Origin of the sequence: Methylomonas stagni, from assembly GCF_050154735.1 — a bacterium.
Taxonomy (GTDB): Bacteria; Pseudomonadota; Gammaproteobacteria; order Methylococcales; family Methylomonadaceae; genus Methylomonas; species Methylomonas koyamae_A.
Genome location: NZ_CP189557.1, coordinates 4,411,573 through 4,430,016, shown reverse-complemented (window position 1 = coordinate 4,430,016; position 18,444 = coordinate 4,411,573). Strand labels below are relative to the sequence as shown.

14 protein-coding genes and 3 tRNA genes are annotated in these 18,444 nt (G+C 54.4%); 8 read left to right on the top strand and 9 right to left on the bottom strand.

Going from position 1 to position 18,444, the window contains the following annotated elements; genetic code table 11:
• Window positions 1-221: 221 nt before the first annotated feature.
• Window positions 222-344, bottom strand: coding sequence for a transposase (locus tag ACP4CD_RS20520; protein ID WP_083385627.1), 123 nt, complete (start codon window positions 342-344; stop codon window positions 222-224).
• Window positions 345-598: 254 nt separating this feature from the next.
• On the opposite strand from ACP4CD_RS20520, the gene ACP4CD_RS20515 reads away from it, so the two are divergent.
• A complete protein-coding gene (locus tag ACP4CD_RS20515) occupies window positions 599-826 on the top strand; it encodes a hypothetical protein (protein WP_064024850.1) in 228 nt (75 codons plus the stop codon).
• A 350-nt stretch (window positions 827-1,176) separates the two neighbouring features.
• Here ACP4CD_RS20515 and ACP4CD_RS20510 read toward each other — a convergent pair.
• The 4 genes from ACP4CD_RS20510 to parC form a co-directional block, all read right to left on the bottom strand.
• Window positions 1,177-1,252 (bottom strand) — tRNA-His (locus ACP4CD_RS20510).
• A gap of 18 nt (window positions 1,253-1,270) precedes the next feature.
• Window positions 1,271-1,347 (bottom strand) — tRNA-Arg (locus tag ACP4CD_RS20505).
• A 6-nt stretch (window positions 1,348-1,353) separates the two neighbouring features.
• A tRNA-Pro gene (locus ACP4CD_RS20500) sits at window positions 1,354-1,430 on the bottom strand.
• Window positions 1,431-1,573: 143 nt separating this feature from the next.
• Window positions 1,574-3,808, bottom strand: a complete 2,235-nt coding sequence (parC, locus tag ACP4CD_RS20495; RefSeq protein ID WP_426992371.1) for a DNA topoisomerase IV subunit A — start codon at window positions 3,806-3,808, stop codon at window positions 1,574-1,576.
• A 236-nt stretch (window positions 3,809-4,044) separates the two neighbouring features.
• Here parC and dusB point away from each other — a divergent pair, with 236 nt between their 5' ends.
• From dusB to purD, 4 genes are read left to right on the top strand one after another with little or no spacing between them, the layout of a single operon-like run.
• The gene (gene dusB / locus ACP4CD_RS20490; RefSeq protein ID WP_426992369.1) at window positions 4,045-5,022 is read left to right on the top strand and encodes a tRNA dihydrouridine synthase DusB; all 978 of its coding nucleotides are present in this window, start codon (window positions 4,045-4,047) and stop codon (window positions 5,020-5,022) included.
• On the top strand, window positions 5,023-5,286 hold the full coding sequence (locus tag ACP4CD_RS20485) for a helix-turn-helix domain-containing protein (RefSeq protein ID WP_064024856.1): 264 nt from the start codon (window positions 5,023-5,025) through the stop codon (window positions 5,284-5,286).
• 29 nt (window positions 5,287-5,315) lie between these two features.
• The gene (gene purH, locus ACP4CD_RS20480) at window positions 5,316-6,878 is read left to right on the top strand and encodes a bifunctional phosphoribosylaminoimidazolecarboxamide formyltransferase/IMP cyclohydrolase (RefSeq protein WP_426992368.1); all 1,563 of its coding nucleotides are present in this window, start codon (window positions 5,316-5,318) and stop codon (window positions 6,876-6,878) included.
• An 18-nt stretch (window positions 6,879-6,896) separates the two neighbouring features.
• Entirely contained in the window at window positions 6,897-8,174 is a 1,278-nt protein-coding gene (gene purD / locus ACP4CD_RS20475) for a phosphoribosylamine--glycine ligase (protein WP_426994716.1), read from the top strand.
• A gap of 57 nt (window positions 8,175-8,231) precedes the next feature.
• Here purD and ACP4CD_RS20470 read toward each other — a convergent pair whose 3' ends face one another.
• Window positions 8,232-8,636, bottom strand: coding sequence for a septal ring lytic transglycosylase RlpA family protein (locus tag ACP4CD_RS20470; protein WP_064024900.1), 405 nt, complete (start codon window positions 8,634-8,636; stop codon window positions 8,232-8,234).
• A gap of 72 nt (window positions 8,637-8,708) precedes the next feature.
• Window positions 8,709-9,164, bottom strand: a complete 456-nt coding sequence (locus ACP4CD_RS20465) for a SirB2 family protein (RefSeq protein ID WP_426992367.1) — start codon at window positions 9,162-9,164, stop codon at window positions 8,709-8,711.
• Between the two features lie 373 nt (window positions 9,165-9,537).
• Here ACP4CD_RS20465 and ACP4CD_RS20460 point away from each other — a divergent pair, with 373 nt between their 5' ends.
• The 3 genes from ACP4CD_RS20460 (at window position 9,538) to ACP4CD_RS20450 (ending at window position 12,645) form a co-directional block, all read left to right on the top strand.
• Complete coding sequence (locus ACP4CD_RS20460; protein WP_064024863.1) at window positions 9,538-9,735, top strand: hypothetical protein; 198 nt, start codon at window positions 9,538-9,540, stop codon at window positions 9,733-9,735.
• A gap of 156 nt (window positions 9,736-9,891) precedes the next feature.
• Window positions 9,892-12,180, top strand: a complete 2,289-nt coding sequence (locus ACP4CD_RS20455; RefSeq protein WP_426992366.1) for a Tex family protein — start codon at window positions 9,892-9,894, stop codon at window positions 12,178-12,180.
• 81 nt (window positions 12,181-12,261) lie between these two features.
• Window positions 12,262-12,645: an exosortase system-associated protein, TIGR04073 family gene (locus tag ACP4CD_RS20450; protein ID WP_426992365.1), complete on the top strand. Its 384-nt coding sequence runs from the start codon at window positions 12,262-12,264 to the stop codon at window positions 12,643-12,645.
• Between the two features lie 32 nt (window positions 12,646-12,677).
• Here ACP4CD_RS20450 and ACP4CD_RS20445 read toward each other — a convergent pair whose 3' ends face one another.
• Entirely contained in the window at window positions 12,678-16,118 is a 3,441-nt protein-coding gene (locus ACP4CD_RS20445) for an AAA family ATPase (RefSeq protein ID WP_426992364.1), read from the bottom strand.
• 237 nt (window positions 16,119-16,355) lie between these two features.
• Complete coding sequence (locus tag ACP4CD_RS20440; RefSeq protein ID WP_426992363.1) at window positions 16,356-18,371, bottom strand: tetratricopeptide repeat protein; 2,016 nt, start codon at window positions 18,369-18,371, stop codon at window positions 16,356-16,358.
• Window positions 18,372-18,444: the final 73 nt, after the last annotated feature.

Genomic DNA, 18,444 nt, shown 5'->3' with positions numbered 1-18,444 from the left:
CTCCGCAAGGCCGGGAAATTTATAATGCGACCACTAACGCGCGTCCTTATCGTTAACTACCAATCGGTGGCGACTCGTGGCCAAAGGTGTATTTACGCCATTCGCGGGTCTTCCTGCCCTTGATGCCGGAAACTTTCCCGGTCCATCCCCCTGCCGGCCATCTAAACAAAATACCGTCACGCCCCGTAATGCTGCCGCGCGAAGTCGCGCTTTTTCTCGCGTTAGAGCCTGGGCAAATGAATTGCGCTCTTGCCTTTGATGTCGTCAATAATCTGCGACATCGAAATTTTTGGCAATTGCAAGATCAGCGTATGCACATGGCCCGGCATCGCTTGCCCTTCCAATGCTCAGCTTTCTATCTGGCTACTACTTGCCAAAACACTTCACGGAACGATCATGAAACTGCCGCATCGCCCCGGCGAATGCAAGATGCTGTGCGAGAGGCGGCGGAAAGAGGTCGATTAACTTTTAAGAAGCTAGAGCCCGACACCTAACATACCCCGTTGGGCTGTAGCTCAGCCAAGCTCACCGTTTGTGTGGTGTCAGAAAACAACTAGGGCGAGTTCGGCAGTCTTAAACAGAGCGGCGCGAGATGGCAATGGATGCGTCGCTTCAGCCGGAACTCGTTGCGCAAAGCACCGGCATTGAGTGGCAAAGCCCATATGCGGCTTTGGAGTGGCACGGCTCAAGACCAGCCGAGGTCTACGCCAGCCATGTCAAGCAAAGCACAGGGCAGAAACGGCTGATTACCGCCACATCCCAGAACTTTGGCATCCACAGCCGCCAAAAACCGGCGTTGCCGCTCATCCTGCGCTTCTCGGATTAGCACCCAATGTTGGCGAATGCAGAATCAGATACCATGCATCGAAGAATATACGACTACAGGGAGTTGAATAAGCTATTTGTTAACAATACATTAGCGATACAGCAACAAAACGCAAAAGTCATCTACCAATGCTGACGCCGAAAATTCAGAGGTTACCTTTTGATTTGCCATCGACAATTGACAGCTTTGCCGCAGAGCAGTTACGGGAGACCTAATTTATTAGAGCACCGCGTGCAGGCTTTACAGGGAGGGATTTGTTTTTTAGAAGGCGACGCCAGCAACAGCAATCTATTAAGATGCCTGATGGCTTTTTAAAGCGGAGAGCAACACTTGCAAGGCGCTGATTTTACTGGGGTGAACGATGGGGCTCGAACCCACGACAACCGGAATCACAATCCGGGGCTCTACCAACTGAGCTACGCTCACCATAACGTGAATTTGCAATGGCACGCTTGGCAGGACTCGAACCTGCGACCCTCGGCTTAGAAGGCCGATGCTCTATCCGGCTGAGCTACAAGCGCAAAACTTGGTCGGGGTAGAGAGATTCGAACTCCCGACATTCTGCTCCCAAAGCAGACGCGCTACCAGACTGCGCTATACCCCGAATTGATCTTGTTTTCTCCCCGCCACTCGCATGAGCACCGGAAAGACCGACATCTTACCTATCCATCCAAGCCACGTCAACCACTTTTTACGTTACCGAGCGCGGCAGACGTGTCGGTTCCCGAAAACACCACCGCATCTGAATCAAACCACACTTTCCAATCCATCGACTTTTTGAAAGCCTCTAGGCAATATATTTCCGCGGTTGGCGCGGCTGCCGGAGTATTGAGCGATGTCGATGGCCTTCAACGTGACGAACCGCTTGCCGGACAGAATTTTCAGCTCACCGTGGGTCGCCAAGGCCGTCACCGCGACCACCGCATCCTTACCGGATGCCAGATCGGCGGACGGAATCTGAATCAGCTTGTTACCCTTGCCCTTTGCCAATTCCGGTAAATCTGCGACCGGGAAGATCAGCAAGCGGCCTTGCAAGGTCGCTACCGCCAGCGACTCGGCGTCCCGCGGAATCGGCGTCGGCGTCATGACTTCGGCCTTATCCGGTACGGTCAAGACCGCTTTGCCGGCCTTGTTCTTGCCGTAAAGTTCCTTTAATTGCACCCGGAACCCGTAACCGGCGCTGCTGCTCATCAACACCCAATCCTCGGCCTGCCCGGTAAACACGTCGGTGAAGATGCTGCCTGGAGGCGGATTCAGCCGCCCGGTCAACGGTTCGCCTTGACTACGCGCCGACGGCAGGTCGTGGGTGGTAATCGTGTACACCCGACCGGTCGAATCGAGCACATAGGCCGGCAAGGTAGTTCGCCCCTTGGCCGACGACAAATAGCCGTCTCCGGCCCGATAACTTAGGCCCTCGACTTCGATGTCGTATCCTTTTGCCGCGCGAATCCAGCCCTTCTGAGACAAGATGATGGTCACCGGTTCGTTGGCGATCAGCTCCGTGGTATCCAGGGCTTGGGCGGCTTCGCGGGCCACAATCGGCGAACGACGGGCGTCGCCGTATTTCTCGGCGTCGCGCTCGATTTCCTTTCGGATCAAGCGGTTCAGCAAATGCGCGGAGCCAAGAGTCTTTTCCAACTCCTCCCGCTCCCGCTCCAACTCGTCCTGCTCGCCGCGAATCTTCATTTCTTCCAATTTCGCCAAGTGGCGCAGCTTCAATTCCAGAATCGCTTCCGCCTGCACGTCGCTCAAACCGAAGCGCGCCATCAATACTGGCTTGGGATGATCTTCCCGGCGAATGATCGCGATCACTTCGTCGATGTTCAGGTAGGCGATCAGCAAACCTTCCAGGATGTGCAGGCGCGCCAGGACCTTGTCCAAACGGAATTGCAAACGCCGACGCACGGTTTCGGTTCGGAACGAAATCCACTCGGTCAGAATTTGCCGCAGATTTTTCACTTGCGGTTTGCCGTTCAGACCGATCATGTTCAGGTTGACCCGAAAGTTTTTCTCCAGATCGGTCGTAGCGAACAGATGCGACATCACGGCGTCGACATCGGTACGCTTGGTCTTGGGGATGATTAACAAGCGGGTCGGATTTTCGTGATCGGACTCGTCGCGCAGGTCCTCGATCATGGGCAGTTTTTTCGCCAACATCTGCGCGGCGATCTGCTCCAACAATTTCGCGCCGGACACTTGATGTGGCAACGCGGTGATGACGATATTGCCGTCTTCGACCTCGTATTTCGCGCGCATTTTCACCGAGCCGTTACCGGTCAAATACAGCTTTTGCAAATCGGCGGCCGGCGTGACGATTTCCGCGTCGGTCGGGAAGTCCGGACCCTTGATATGCGCCAGCAAGCTTTCCAGCGGCGTCTCCGGCTCGTCGAGCAGTTGGAGGACGGCGGCGGCCACTTCCCGCAGATTGTGCGGTGGAATATCGGTCGCCATGCCCACCGCGATACCGGTGGTCCCGTTCAAAAGCACATTGGGCAAGCGCGCCGGCAGCAGCGATGGCTCTTCCAGCGTGCCATCGAAATTGTCCACCCAATCCACCGTGCCCTGGCCCAACTCGCTGAGCAGGGTTTGCGCGTAGGCGGTCAGCCGCGATTCGGTATAACGCATCGCCGCGAAGGATTTGGGATCGTCGGGCGAGCCCCAGTTGCCTTGCCCGTCGATCAACGGATAACGGTAGGAAAAATCCTGAGCCATCAACACCATTGCCTCGTAGCAGGCTGAATCACCGTGCGGATGATATTTACCCAATACGTCACCGACGGTACGCGCCGATTTCTTGTATTTAGCTAGAGCTGTCAGACCCAGTTCGGACATCGCATAGACGATGCGCCGTTGCACCGGCTTCAAGCCGTCGCCGATGTGCGGCAGCGCCCGGTCCAGAATGACGTACATCGAGTAATCGAGGTAAGCCTTTTCGGTAAAATCTTTGAGAGGGAGAGTTTCGAAGTTTTCCTGTACGCCCATATCCAGTCGTTTGCAATCAATGGCTAGCCGCAGGTTGCGGTGAAGTTTTGTCTTTCTAAAATATCATAAGCGTCGAAACGGGTTAGCGAGAAAACGCGAAAGCGCGCCCATCTCGGCCTGATAGCGAAAGCCTGACGTCGGCAGCCGCGTTGGGCTCGTCGATTCGACCCGACAAAACATCGTGTCCGGCGCGGTTTTCGAGTATCATTTTCGGCCTTCCGAAGCCTCCCCAAGTTATGCGCATAGGCCCTTATTACCTGCCCAACAATTTGCTGCTGGCGCCGATGGCCGGCATCACCGATCAGCCTTTTCGGCAACTTTGCCGCCGATTCGGCGCGGGACTGGCGGTATCGGAAATGGTAATCTCCAATACCGAATTGCAACACCACCCCAGAACGCTGCAGAAAACCGATTACACCGGCGAAACCGGCCTCAGAGCCGTGCAAATCTTGGGTAACGATCCTGTCAAAATGGCGGAAGCGGCCAAATTGAATCAACAACGCGGCGCCCACATCATCGACATCAACATGGGCTGCCCGGCCAAGAAGGTCTGTTCCACCGCCGCAGGTTCGGCCTTGTTGAAAGACGAGAAGCTGGTGGAAAACATTTTGACCGCTGTCGTCGCCGCCGTCGACATACCGGTAACGTTGAAAATCCGGACCGGCTGGGACCGTGAAAACCGTAACGCGGCCAAAATCGCCAGTATCGCCGAAAACTGCGGCATTCAGGCTCTGACGATCCATGGCCGCACCCGCGCTTGCAAATTCGAGGGCCAAGCCGAATACGACACTATTCGGCAGGTCAAGCAAACCGCGCGGATTCCGATCATTGCCAACGGCGACATCGACAGCCCGGAAAAAGCCCGACGGGTACTGGCGCACACGGGCGCAGACGCCATCATGATCGGCCGAGCCGCGCAAGGTCAGCCGTGGATTTTCGCCGAACTGGCCGCCGCGCTCAACGGCGAACATTGGCAATACCCTGCGCTGGCCGACGTCCAGGGCGTAATGAACAGTCATCTGGAGTATTTATACCGTTTTTACGGTGACGACTGCGGTGTTAGAATTGCCCGCAAACACATCGGCTGGTACTTCGAACGTCTGGGCGGCTTGCCCGCCGAGCACAAGCAGTCTATCAATCAAGCCCAACATCCCGTGCAACAACTGACGCGGGTTAACGCGTCGTTCAATCATCTCCTACCAAGAGCCGCCTAGATGGGAAGCCACGACAGCCAAAATGCCAGCGACAGCGTCGATACGTTGTCCGACCACGTCCGCCATTGCGTCGAAGACTATTTTTCGCATCTGAACGGCCACGATTCCAGCGGTCTGTACCATTTGGTGCTGGCCGAAGTGGAAAAACCGCTACTCGAAACCACGCTGAAATATTGCGATTTCAATCAAAGCAAGGCGGCGGTCATTCTGGGTCTCAGCCGCAGTACCTTGCGTAAAAAGCTCGACCACTACGGTATCGGCTAAATCGATTTTCTTTTGTTTTTGAGGTTTGCATGAAAAAACAAGTCAACCGGGCGCTGGTTAGCGTCTCGGATAAAACCGGCGTACTCGAATTTTGCCGAAGTCTCAGCGCGCTGGGCGTGGAACTGCTGTCCACCGGCGGCACCGCCAAATTGCTGGCCGAGCATAAAATCCCGGTTACCGAAGTGTCCGACTACACCGGCTTTCCGGAAATGATGGACGGCCGAGTGAAAACCCTGCATCCCAAGGTGCATGGTGGAATTCTGGGCCGGCGGGGGATTGACGACGCGGTAATGGCCGAGAACGGCATCAAGGCCATCGACATGGTCGTGGTCAATCTCTATCCCTTCGAACAAACCGTCGCTAAACCGGATTGCGATCTGGAAACCGCGATCGAAAACATCGACATCGGCGGCCCCAGCATGATTCGCGGCGCGGCCAAAAACCATAACGATGTCGCCATTGTCGTCGACCCGGCCGACTACTCCAGCATTCTGACCGAACTGCAAGCCGAGGCCGGTTCGCTGAGCCACGAAACCCGCTTTCGATTGGCGCTAAAAAGTTTCGAGCATACCGCCCGCTACGACACGATGATCGCGGCTTATCTAAGTAAGGTTGCCGATGCCGGCCATTTTCCGGAAACGCTGAATTTACAATTCCATCGACTGCAAAGCATGCGTTACGGCGAAAACCCGCATCAAAACGCGGCGTTTTACGGCGAGAAAAACCCGCCGGCCGGCAGTATCGCCAGCGCCAAGCAACTGCAAGGTAAGGAGCTATCGTACAACAATATCGCCGACGCCGATGCCGCGCTGGAATGCGTCAAATCCTTCGACGAGCAACCGGCCTGCGTCATCGTCAAGCACGCCAATCCGTGCGGCGTGGCCATCGCCGATAGCCTATTCGACGCCTATAACGCCGCCTATACCACCGATCCGACGTCGGCCTTCGGCGGCATTATTGCCTTCAACCGGGAATTGGACGAACAAACCGCCGGCGAAATCGCCCGCCGCCAGTTTGTCGAAGTCATCATCGCCCCGCTAGTTTCCGCCGGCGCTAAGGCCGCGCTAGCAAAAAAACCGAACGTCCGGGTTCTGGAAACCGGCCTCTGGTCACCAAGCCAACCCGAGGCGCTGGACTTCAAACGCGTCGCCGGCGGTCTGCTGGTGCAGGACAAAGACACCGGCAGCATCAGTCCCGCAGACTTGAAAGTGGTCAGCAAGCGCGTGCCGACAGAGCAAGAGCTGGCTGATTTGTTGTTCGTCTGGAAGGTGGCCAAGTTCGTAAAATCCAACGCCATCGTCTACGGCAAGGGCGGCCAAACCATCGGTATCGGCGCCGGTCAAATGAGTCGGGTTTATTCCGCCAAGATCGCCGGCATCAAAGCCGCCGACGAAGGCTTGGAAGTGCCGGGCTCGGTAATGGCGTCCGACGCGTTTTTCCCGTTTCGCGACGGCATCGACGCGGCGGCGGCGGCCGGCGTCACCGCAGTGATACACCCCGGCGGCTCGATGCGCGACCAGGAAGTCATCGACGCGGCCGACGAACACAACATCGCAATGGTGTTGACCGGCATGCGCCATTTCAGACACTGATCACGGAGTAAGTACATGATGAACGTATTGATCGTGGGTAGCGGCGGTCGCGAGCACGCGCTCGCCTGGAAGGCCAGACAGTCTCCGCTGGCGGGGCAAATCTATGTCGCGCCCGGCAACGCCGGCACCGATTTGGAGAACGGTATCGTTAACGTCGACATCCCGGCGGACGACATCGAAGGTTTATTGGGGTTCGCACTGGCCCGCGACATCGGCCTGACTATCGTTGGCCCGGAAGTGCCGCTGGTAAAAGGCATTGTCGATCGCTTCTCGGCGGCAGGCTTGAAATGCTTCGGCCCCAAAGCACAAGCCGCGCAATTGGAAGGCTCCAAATCGTTCTGCAAGGACTTTCTGGCCCGCCATCGCATTCCGACCGCCGAGTACCAAACCTTCACCGACACCGAGGCCGCAATCGCCTACATTCGCCGCAAAGGCGCCCCCATCGTCGTCAAGGCGGACGGCCTGGCGGCCGGCAAGGGCGTCATCGTCGCCCAAAACGAGCAACAGGCGATAGACGCGGTCAACGATATGTTGGCTGGCAACAGTTTCGGTGAAGCCGGACATCGGGTTGTCGTCGAGGAGTTCCTGGTCGGAGAGGAAGCCAGCTTCATTGTCATCGCCGATGGCGAACACGCGCTGGCGATGGCCACCTCGCAAGATCACAAGGCTCGGGACAACGGCGATCTAGGCCCCAATACCGGCGGCATGGGCGCCTATTCGCCGGCGCCGGTGGTCACGCCCGCCATCCATCAGCGTGTCATGGACGAGGTAATTTATCCCACCTTGCAAGGCATGCGCGACGATGGCACGCCCTACACCGGCTTCCTCTACGCCGGTTTGATGATCGACGCGCGCGGCAACGTCAAGGTGTTGGAATACAATTGCCGATTCGGCGATCCGGAAACTCAGCCCATCATGATGCGGCTAAAATCGGACTTGGTCGAACTCTGCTTGGCGGCGTTGGACGGTAAGCTGGACCAAATTACGACCGAATGGGACGAGCGAGCCGCGCTCGGCGTGGTGTTGGCGGCCGGAGGCTACCCGGACGCATACGCCAAGGGCGAACCGATTTCCGGGCTGGACGGCGTCGATTCTGCAAATGCCAAAGTCTTCCACGCCGGCACGCAAAGCGCCGGCGGCACCATCGTCACCAACGGCGGCCGAGTACTGTGCGCCTGCGCGCTAGGCGACAATATCGCCGACGCACAACGCGAAGCCTATTCGCTGTGTAAACGCATCAATTGGCAATCCATTTATTATCGTACCGATATCGGCTTCAAGGCCATCACGGCTTAGCGCGAACCATCGAAAACAAAAAGGCGCGATTGCCCGACAATCGCGCCTTTTTCCGCGCTAAGCTTCGCCCCAGCGCAAGATTTCGATCTTGACTTGAGCCAACCCGGCCTGGACAAATCCCAGCTCCTTGGCGGCTCGTTTGGAGACGTCGAGCAAGCGCTTGTTATGCCGGCCCGGCCGTCCGTTGACCCGCAGATCAACACTGCGGTTATTGTTGAGATTGACCACCCGTAGCAAGGTCCCGAACGGGAGATTGGCATGGGCCGCTGTTAACGAATTTTTGTCGTAGATTTCACCGCTTGCTGTCCGCTGACCATGCAGTTTGTCGCTGTAATAAGAGGCGACTCCGCTATGTGCAATGGACAATAAACCGTGTCTTTCTGTTTTCGCTAAACTTACAGAGCTAAAAGACGCTAGACTCATAGAAACCAGCATAACTGCCGTCCATTTCGTTTTTCGCATCCTACCCTCCTTTCGTTGAGTATTGACAGGAGGTAGGGAGGTTACCCCAGAAGGCATTGATTTGGCAAGCCTTTACGGCCAAACGGCTCTAGCGTCGCTCCAAAAACGTGACGATCCGCCAACAAAAATCCAGAGCCGGCAAGGGATAGCCGGCGTCAACCGATCAGCCAAAAAGAAGAAAATTTGCTTGGTCACCGCGACTTTCGAAATATAAAACAGACAAAGCAAGGCCACGCCAAACCACCTCCAGCGACTTGCGCCCTCCTCGCGGATAGTCCGAACACCGGCGATCATAAAGCCGACCAAAACCACTAATTTCGCGATAATCCACCCGAAGTTGCCGGCAAGCCAGTCGCCTTGAAATACCAAAACCGAGCCACTCAACAACAGCACGCCGGCGATGACATGCGGAGCCAGTTTCAGCCATTTCCGCGCCAATAGTTCCGGCTTAAATTGCGCCAGCGCCACCCGCCCAAAAAAACTGACCACCAGCAATGCCACGAAAAACAAGTGAATATGCTTAACCATGTAAACGTTTCTCCGAATGTAAAAAGACAACCAAACCGCCGAATACCGAAGCTATCCGCCCGATCAGTAGCGCTGGCGAGCTTAAGATACCCCGAACCGAAGCTAAAACCCACATCCGCCTCGACACCGGTCGCCTGTCTGCAAGCGACGCCTTGCGCCCCAGCCGCATATAAAACAAATTTTTATCAATCAATTCATAAACATAAGCCGACACCAACGACAATCAGCACAAAAAAAATAATGTTTTGACACAAAACAAATTTAAGTGTAAAAAATACCCCGTCGACTAAAAAAACACTAAACATTCGACATACAACTCGAGTTGCCCCTGCTAGACGGGCTGATTATTACAACAAAGATGAGGATTATAAAAATGGCTGAACAAGAAAAAGACAATACCTTTACCGTCGTCGCTGTCGTAACCGCTATCGCTATTGCTGGCGTACTACTTCTGAAAATGGACGAAACTAAACATTTGAAAATGAGCGGCGAAACCACTGCTCAAGCGGAAGCGCAAGTCTTGGCTAAACACAAAGACTTCAACAACGATATTCTGAGCCAAGCAAAGTAATCGGTTTCCATAATAATAATTAAGTTCTTCTTTCGATTAGGCGCTGTTTCGATAGAAACAGCGCCTTTTTTGTGCCTCACGTAAACCGGTCCGACGCTTCGACTGGCGCTTAACTACGGTAAAATCACCGGTTTCCAACCATCTCTGCAAAGCTCAATGGATGTCATCAAGCGCATAGCCGCGGAACTCTCCGTCAAACCTCAACAAATCGCCGCCGCCGTCGCGTTGCTCGACGAAGGCGCCACCGTGCCGTTTATCGCCCGCTACCGTAAGGAAGTGACCGAAGGCCTTGACGACACCCAATTGCGGCATCTGGAGGAACGCTTAACGTATTTGCGGGAACTGAACGACAGACGCAATACGATACTCGACAGCATACGTTCGCAGGGCAAACTGACACCGGAGCTGGAACAGGCCATACTCGACGCAGATACCAAAACCTTGCTGGAAGACTTGTACCTACCTTACAAACCCAAGCGCCGTACCAAGGCGCAAATCGCCCGCGAAGCCGGACTGGAGCCGCTGGCCGATGCGCTATTGGACGATCGCGATCTGGTTCCAGAGCAAGTCGCCCAGCGCTATATCGATGCGGACAAAGGGATAGCCGATGTCGCCGCCGCGTTGGATGGCGCCCGCCAGATCATCATGGAACGGATTTCCGAAGACGCCGAATTACTTTCCGAACTGCGGGAGCGCATTTGGAACAAAGGCATATTGCAATCGACCATTGTCGCCGGCAAGGAAGTTGAAGCCGTGAAATTCAAGGATTACTTCGATTACAGCGAAGCCATCAACAAAATTCCGTCGCATCGCGCGTTGGCCCTGTTCCGCGGCCGTAACGAGGACATGCTGAATTTAACGCTGAAACCGGCCGAGCTTGACCAGGAAGAACATCAACTCTGCACCCAATTCGTTTGCCAGCGTTTACAGATCACCGACACCGCTAAACCCGCGGACTCTTGGCTGGCCGATACCGCCCGTTTCGCCTGGAAGATCAAACTCTTCACCCGCATCGACATGGATTTGAAACTACGCTTGCGCGAAGCCGCCGAGCAGGAGGCCATCCGCGTTTTCGCCAGCAATTTGCGCGACTTGTTGCTGGCGGCGCCGGCAGGTCCGAAAGCGACGATGGGTCTGGATCCCGGTATCCGCACCGGCGTCAAGGTCGCGGTGGTCGATGCCACCGGCAAACTGCTGGCCACCGAAACCGTTTATCCCCACCAGCCGAAAAACCAGTGGGACCAATCCATCGCCACGCTGGCGCGCATGATTGCTCAATTCGGCGTGCAACTGGTCAGTATCGGCAACGGTACCGCATCCCGTGAAACAGACCAATTGGTCGCCGATTTGATGAAACGGCATAAAGAACTACTGTTCCAGAAAATCACCGTTTCGGAAGCCGGCGCCTCGGTGTACTCGGCATCGGAATTGGCCGCCAAGGAATTTCCCGATCTCGACGTATCGTTACGCGGCGCGGTATCCATCGCCCGCCGCTTGCAAGACCCGTTGGCCGAATTGGTCAAGATCGACCCCAAATCCATCGGCGTCGGCCAATACCAGCACGACGTCAACCAAGTGCAACTGGCTCGCATGTTGGACACCGTGGTCGAAGATTGCGTGAACGCGGTCGGTGTTGACGTCAATACTGCATCGGTCGCCTTGCTGAAACAAGTCTCCGGCCTGAGCGCCAGTATCAGCGAAAACATCGTCGCCTTCCGCAACCAAAACGGCCCTTTCGCCAACCGCGCGCAGTTGAAGAAAGTGCCGCGCCTCGGCGACAAAGCCTTCGAACAGGCCGCCGGCTTTTTACGCATCATGAACGGCGACAACCCGCTCGACGCCTCGGCGGTGCATCCCGAGGCTTACCCGGTGGTCAACGCCATCCTGGACGACACCGGCAAATCGATACGCGATCTGATTGGCCAAAGCCAGGCACTACGTAGCCTGAATCCCGCCAACTACGCCAACGCCGACTTCGGCCTGCCGACCGTCACCGATATTTTGCAGGAATTGGAAAAACCCGGCCGCGACCCGCGCCCCGAGTTCAAAAGCGTGCAATTCAAGGAAGGTGTCGAGAAAATCACCGATCTGGAACCCGGCATGACACTGGAGGGTGTGGTCACCAATGTCGCCGCCTTTGGCGCCTTCGTCGACATCGGCGTGCACCAGGACGGTCTGGTGCATATTTCTCACTTGGCCGACGACTTCGTCAAGGATCCGCGCGATGTCGTCAAAGCGGGCGACATGGTCAAAGTCAGAGTATTGGAAATCGATGTCGCTAGGCAGCGGATTTCGTTGAGCATGAAAAAGAGTGTCGACGAAGCCGACATCGTGCGCGGCGAAAAGCCGCAAAGGCCCGCGAACAAACCGGCGCTTAAAGGCAAACCACAACAGGTTGTGCCGAATACCATGAGCAATGCCTTCGCCAAGGCCTTGAAAAAGTAAGCACACCCACTGCTATACTTGCTCGGGTACCGTCGCCCGCTTGCGGGCGGCGCCGATTCGTCAACAGATTCAGGATACGCTATGAAAGCAAAGCAAACCGTTTGGGCCTTCTGGCTGATCGCCGCGTTCGCCGCCGCCGCGCATGCCCAACCCGGTGAAAACGAAAGCTATGGAGAAACGGTAGGCCGCAAACTCAGTTCCGGATTGGCCAATATCGCCACCTCGTCGCTGGAAATCCCTAAGAACATCATCATCATCAATAATCAGAGCAATGTCGTTTACGGCTTCGTCGGCGGCACCTTCAAAGGCTTGATCAACATGGGCGCCAGGATGGGCGTCGGCGTGCTTGACTTAATATCGGCGCCGATTCCCACTCAGCCCATCGTCAGACCGGTCTACGTTTGGGACGATTTCAACGCCGACACCACTTACGGCAAAGCTTTCAAACCGACACCCAATCCGTGAACACCTAAACCGGCCTGATCCTGCCGGCAGGGTCAGGCCACCATTTTCAACTCGCTAAAACCGTTGGTGTTTTTGACCAACTCGATTTGGGTCTTAATCCGCCTTTTTACCGCATCGACGTGAGAAATCACGCCGACAATCTTACCTTGGGTTTTCAGGCTCTCCAGCGTCGTCATCGCCAGATACAGCGCCTCGGCGTCAAGGTTGCCGAATCCCTCGTCCAAAAACAAGGAATCGATCGCTCTTCCGTTGTTGGCAATTTCCGATAGCGCCAAGGCCAGCGCCAGGCTGACCACAAAACTCTCGCCACCCGATAAGGTTTTCGGCAAACGCCGTACATTGATCTGCTTAGTGTCCTCGACCTCCAACGCCAAACCGTGCTCGCTGAACCCGCTGCGCAAATAATAACGGCCACTCAAGCTTTCCAATATCCGATTCGCCTGCCGCAGCAGCTTCTCGACCAACAACTGTTGAATCCGCCGCCGCAAACCACCCTGCTCGTCTTTAATCAAATTCAACTCCGCTTCCGCTTCGGCGAAAGCCGCCAGTTCCCGCCGTAGTTGTTCTTGCAGTTCGCCAAAGGTCTCCGCGTAAGTCTGTTGCTTGGCAAGTTTGTGCTCCAGGCGACGGATCTCGTGCTCGGTGATGTCGATTTTTTCAGACAGCGCGCGTTGCATGGCTAGTAAATCGGCCGCTGTGTCGTGCCCAGGCAACGCGGCATAGGCTTTTTGCAAGCGTAAATCCAGCTCGGCCAATTCTACGTTCAATGCCGCCAAGCGCTGCTCCATTTTCGCTAGAATCTCGGCCATTTCCGTTCTGCTATTCGATTGCTCCAACACCGACCTCAAGCTCTCCAGATCGCTGAAACCGCCGGCCAGCAATCGCTGCAGCAATTGGTCGTGGTCAACCTCGTAATCCGCCTCCAACTCACTGAGCCGGACTTCAAGGTCGGCGATTGACGTTTGTTTCTCGAACAATGCCAAATGCAAACCCGACAACTCATGGCTTTGCAAGGCTTCGGACAGTTCGGCAATTTCCGCTTGATAGCGAATAATGCGCGCCTGACCGGATTGCAAACCGTCCTGCAAACCGTTGATATCGCCAAGCACACCCTGCTTGCGCAAATCGCGTATTTGATAGTCCTGGCGCCGGACATTCAGGCGATCGAACAAAGCATTTTCCTTGGACTTGCCCGGTATTTTCTCCCCCAGAGGCATCAACGCTTTCTCCAGTTTGTCCAACAAGGCCTTTTCAGAAGCTTTCAACGCGGCCAATTGCTGTTCGCCTTCAATGGCTTCGGGCGGACGGTTGTTCCACGCGGTTTCCAATTGCTCGACCACAGCCGCCAATTTGAGGATTTGCGCTTGTTTCACGCCGATTTCGTCGGTCCATTTCCCGATGTTGCGTTGCCACTGGCCGACATCTTTCAGCAGCAGTTTAATTTTTTCGAGTTCTTCGGTTTCCTGATCCAAACACTGCTTTTGCAAGCTCAGATTTTCGATCGTCATACCGTCGCGGGCGACATTCAGCCGATTCACCAAAACCCGCCATTGCGCGCGCATTTCCTGCAAGCGCCGTTCCTTGGCGGACATCTGTGAACTACGTTTTTCCGCCGCGGTCAACTGGGCTTCGATATTGGCCATGGCAGCCTTCAAAGCTTGCATTTTGCCGCGCTGATCGACTAACGCCTTTTTCGAGTCGGTCATTACCGGCGGTTTCGACGTGTAAGGATGATGCAAGGAGCCGCATAGGAAACAAGGTTTGCCGTCCACCAATTTCCCGCGATCAGGCGTCATTTTGCGCAACAAGGCCTCGTTGGCGATCGCTTGTTCCAGCGCCGAGCCGATGTTTTCCTCTCGGCCGAATTCGTGTTTCAGCGCAGCCAATTTGTCGCGCAGTTCGCCCTCGTCGGGAAACTCCGACGACTTGTTCGTCGACAGCCAACCGAACAAGCCCTTTTTGGTCACCTTCGCATTGACGCTGGCTAACGAATACAACTCTTGGAAATCGTTGACCCTCGCCTGTTGCTCGGATAACAGCTCGCGAATTTCATCGACGCTTCTACCCTGACCGTGCGTCGCGATATTTGCCTCGGCTGCCGCGATCCGCTCCTGTAACTCAACCAAGCCGGCCTTGGCATCGGTCAAGGCCGTTTGATTCTTTTTCAAGGCCGCCGAGGTATTTTTCGACCAGGCCAACTGTGTCTTCTGCTTGGCACCTAGTTCCGCGATCTCGGTTCTGAGATTGCGCAACTGCACGACATCCGGAAAGTCGGTTAGCAGAATGGCCTCGCCGCGATGCTCTTGCAACCACCCTTCCAGCTCGGTGAGCGCGGCACGTTTGTCGGCCAAGGTTTGCTGGGCCGCTTCCACCGCCGCCATTTCTCTGGGCAATTCTAATTTCAGCTCGCTGAGCCTGATCTTGATGTCATCGATAATCCGTTTCCGCGAGGCCCAATCCCGGTCGCCGGCCGGCGGATCCAGATCGCTGCCGCCAACACCCAACTGCTGACGCAGGCTGGCCACCTCCCGGCGCAAACTCGCCAACTCACTTTGGAGTTCGCCGATTTTAGACTGCTTGGCATCCAATCCCGCCAACTGTTCACGATAGCTGTCGACATCGTCAATCGCGGCGATTCGTTGCAAATCCGATTGCAAAGTCTGCATTTGGGTTTGAAGCTCGGCGGTTTGCCGGGCCAGTTGCCGCTCTTCGGCCTCCAATGCTGCGACGTTTTCCAATTTAAGCTGATGTTGTCGTAAATAGTCCTGCTGACCGGACAATTCGGTGTGTTGATCTAGAAAATCCCGCAGGTCGGCGCGACTGGCGTCGAGTTCCGCCTCTTCGAGCAAGGGAATCGCGACGCTATCCTGTTGCAATTGGCGCACGCGATCGGCGATTTGGCGATAGTGGGCTTCGGCTTGTTGGCGGTATTGTTCGTAAATGTCGCCACCGGCGATTTTTTCGAGAATGTCCATGCGCTCGCTATCCAACGCATTTAAAAACGCCGCGAAATCGCCTTGCGGCAACACCATCGATTTGCTGAATTTATGGAAATCCATACCGGTCAGTTCGGCAATCCGCCCACGCACCGTCGATGGCGTTTCGGCCAACAACTCATCGCTCTCGCCAAGCTTGGTCAACGACATCTCGGTCTCGGCCCGCGACTGTTTATCGCCTTCCGCCCGCCTGGCATACCAATCGGAACGAAACTTCTCTCCACCCAACGAAAACTCGACGCTGGCCACGCTCTCGTCGGTCTGTTTGGTCATAACATGCTCGGCCGGCTTGTCAAAGCGAAAGGTCTCGCCATAGAGGCCCAGCGTGATGACATCAAGGATACTGGTTTTACCCGAACCGTTGGGACCGGTAATCGCAAACACGCCGGCCTCGGCGATCGGGCCTTGGTCGAAATCGATCCGCCCTTCGCCGGCCAGGGAGTTGATGTTTTTGTAACGAATATTCAGGATGCGCATAGCACTGAGATTTCACACGACTTAATTGACGAGCGCATGCCGGCGATTAGCGGAGCATACCGTGGCGTAACCTTCACATGGTACACGATAGGACAGGTAGAGAAAACCTAACTGGCATTCGACGCGTTTTTCGCACCGGAGGATAAAACCAGTGCAAGAGCGGCTTTAGCCGTTGCGGATGGAGCTCCTACACTGGTATGCGCTGTTTTACCAAACAGCTTTCGTAAGCAAATCGAGTCAGGGCGTTGCGTTGGAAAGCTCGGTTGAAATAATTTTGCGAAGCCCAGCAAACTCTTGCTTGTCGAACCCATTGGCCACGTTTAATTGTTCAGCACTGAGCAGCACTTGCTCAGCTTGGTCGAACTTGCTCAAGGTAATCAGCAAATGCGCCTTTTCCGCATAGAAATACATGCGCCGTGGCGACAGCTCGATGGCTTTGTCCATGTATTCGAATGCCCGATCGATATTTCCTTGGTTAAATACGACTTTTGCTTTAATGACATATATCATCGCCACATCGAAAAAATCGGGCTGTGCCAATGCCGCATCAATCCATTCGTTCAAGTCGGCGGCGATTTCTAGACACTCGTAATGTCGATCGATCAAACAATTCGCGGCATTACGCAGACTTGCCACGGTCCGTAGCGGATAGGTTCTCGCATTTATTCTGCGGATAATCTCGCGATGCAATAAAGCCTTCAAAGCTCCCATATATCGGCTATCGAGTATTAACTCGTCATCGTAGGTTTTAGGCAAACCGCTATCCGCTTTATCCTGAGCGGGGTCGTGAAAATGTGATAGACGATTTAGTTCCATATACACCTCCATTAACGAGGCGACTTCATAGGTATTTAGTCTGGATGCAACTAAGTAATGACGATAGGTTTCAAGATTGGGGCCGCTCTTTAACTCGAGCGCATTGGCGTAAATACTATTGGTTCTGGGCGAATCCGGGTGATTTCTCACTTCGAAATAGGCAAAACTGTCCAGCCGCCCCCAAATCGTGGCTCTGGTATAGGTTGCGAGCCCTAAACTGACGACGATACCTGCGTATAGTGCGTTAAGCAAACTAGCGGCGATTACACCGGCGAATGCCTGATAAATCAAAACCACCACCCCAAATACGACACCGATGCTTGGCAAATAATTGCGATGTTCGAAAACCAGTTCCAGCGGATAAATCGTGGACTCCATACTATGACCGGCAAAAAACCACAGTACCGCGACACTAAGAAAGGGCATTTTCCTTGCATGGACATTTAAAATCGCCAGACCAACCAGAAAAACAATTAGGACGCAAGAATATAAGGTCGTTATCGGCTGTAAAAAACCCTTACTAATCGAAAAGTCGTCGTGAAACAGCGCCAATTGAGTATTATCCGGATAAAACAGCAAACTCAGATAATAAATCAACACTCTGAACTCGGTCATTATCCGCTCGAACAATGTAAACTCGCGAACCTGATAGTCTCTTAGAACAATTTCTGGATGCCATACTAAATAAATACATCCAATTATCGCAGGCAGCACAACAAGGCAGCCATAAAAGCCCTTTAACTTATTGACATCAACCTTTTCGATTGGCCGAGGCAATAGGGAAACTTCGACGACGAGAATCAACAATGGCAACAATAACGCATTTTCCTTGGCAAAAAAACCGATGCCACTGCCTCCCAAACTGCCGAGTATCATCCAAAACAAACCGTTGGACTTGCCAATCCCAAGGCGGCCATGTAAAAAAACCAGCAAACCACCCAATGTAAACAAGCAGGCCAGACTAGTCATGCGCTGCACAACGTATAACACGGTACTGACTTGCAGCGGATGCACGGCCCAAATTAACGCAACAACAAACGCTAACTTAGCCGGCGGCAGATTCGGCGTAGCGGCGCGAATCAATAACTTGGATATAAAAAACACTAATATCGAATTTAGCACATGAATTGCGACATTAGTTAATTTAAAAGCCACCTTATCAAATTTCTGACCGGCAAAGTAATAATTAAGAGCAAAGCTTAGATGCGCTAGCGGCCGCCTCGCACCACTCGGTCCACTACTGAATGCACCTTGCAAATCATCAAGCTTTAACTGCTTTAGTAACGCCCCGTTATTGTCAACAATATTGGGGTAATCGTCGGCTAAAAACGGCCCGGAAAGACCGTTGAAATAAACGGCGAAAATAACGGCAATCAGAACAAAAACCGGCAATACCTTGTTGGCCGATTGCAGTACGGTCGTTTTAACGTAATTCATATTTTCGAAATACCGGGAAGCTACAAAAAGAAAAGGGGCTTTTCAGCCCCTTTTCATCACTCAACTCCTAACG

Excerpts from the sequence above, each read along its gene's own strand:
- parC (WP_426992371.1), bottom strand. The coding sequence starts at position 3,808 with ATGGGCGTACAGGAAAACTTCGAAACTCTCCCTCTCAAAGATTTTACC.
- ACP4CD_RS20455 (WP_426992366.1), top strand. The coding sequence starts at position 9,892 with ATGGATGTCATCAAGCGCATAGCCGCGGAACTCTCCGTCAAACCTCAA.
- ACP4CD_RS20450 (WP_426992365.1), top strand. The coding sequence starts at position 12,262 with ATGAAAGCAAAGCAAACCGTTTGGGCCTTCTGGCTGATCGCCGCGTTC.
- dusB (WP_426992369.1), top strand. The coding sequence starts at position 4,045 with ATGCGCATAGGCCCTTATTACCTGCCCAACAATTTGCTGCTGGCGCCG.
- ACP4CD_RS20445 (WP_426992364.1), bottom strand. The coding sequence starts at position 16,118 with ATGCGCATCCTGAATATTCGTTACAAAAACATCAACTCCCTGGCCGGC.
- ACP4CD_RS20515 (WP_064024850.1), top strand. The coding sequence starts at position 599 with ATGGATGCGTCGCTTCAGCCGGAACTCGTTGCGCAAAGCACCGGCATT.
- purD (WP_426994716.1), top strand. The coding sequence starts at position 6,897 with ATGAACGTATTGATCGTGGGTAGCGGCGGTCGCGAGCACGCGCTCGCC.
- ACP4CD_RS20465 (WP_426992367.1), bottom strand. The coding sequence starts at position 9,164 with ATGGTTAAGCATATTCACTTGTTTTTCGTGGCATTGCTGGTGGTCAGT.
- ACP4CD_RS20460 (WP_064024863.1), top strand. The coding sequence starts at position 9,538 with ATGGCTGAACAAGAAAAAGACAATACCTTTACCGTCGTCGCTGTCGTA.
- ACP4CD_RS20440 (WP_426992363.1), bottom strand. The coding sequence starts at position 18,371 with ATGAATTACGTTAAAACGACCGTACTGCAATCGGCCAACAAGGTATTG.
- ACP4CD_RS20485 (WP_064024856.1), top strand. The coding sequence starts at position 5,023 with ATGGGAAGCCACGACAGCCAAAATGCCAGCGACAGCGTCGATACGTTG.
- purH (WP_426992368.1), top strand. The coding sequence starts at position 5,316 with ATGAAAAAACAAGTCAACCGGGCGCTGGTTAGCGTCTCGGATAAAACC.
- ACP4CD_RS20470 (WP_064024900.1), bottom strand. The coding sequence starts at position 8,636 with ATGCGAAAAACGAAATGGACGGCAGTTATGCTGGTTTCTATGAGTCTA.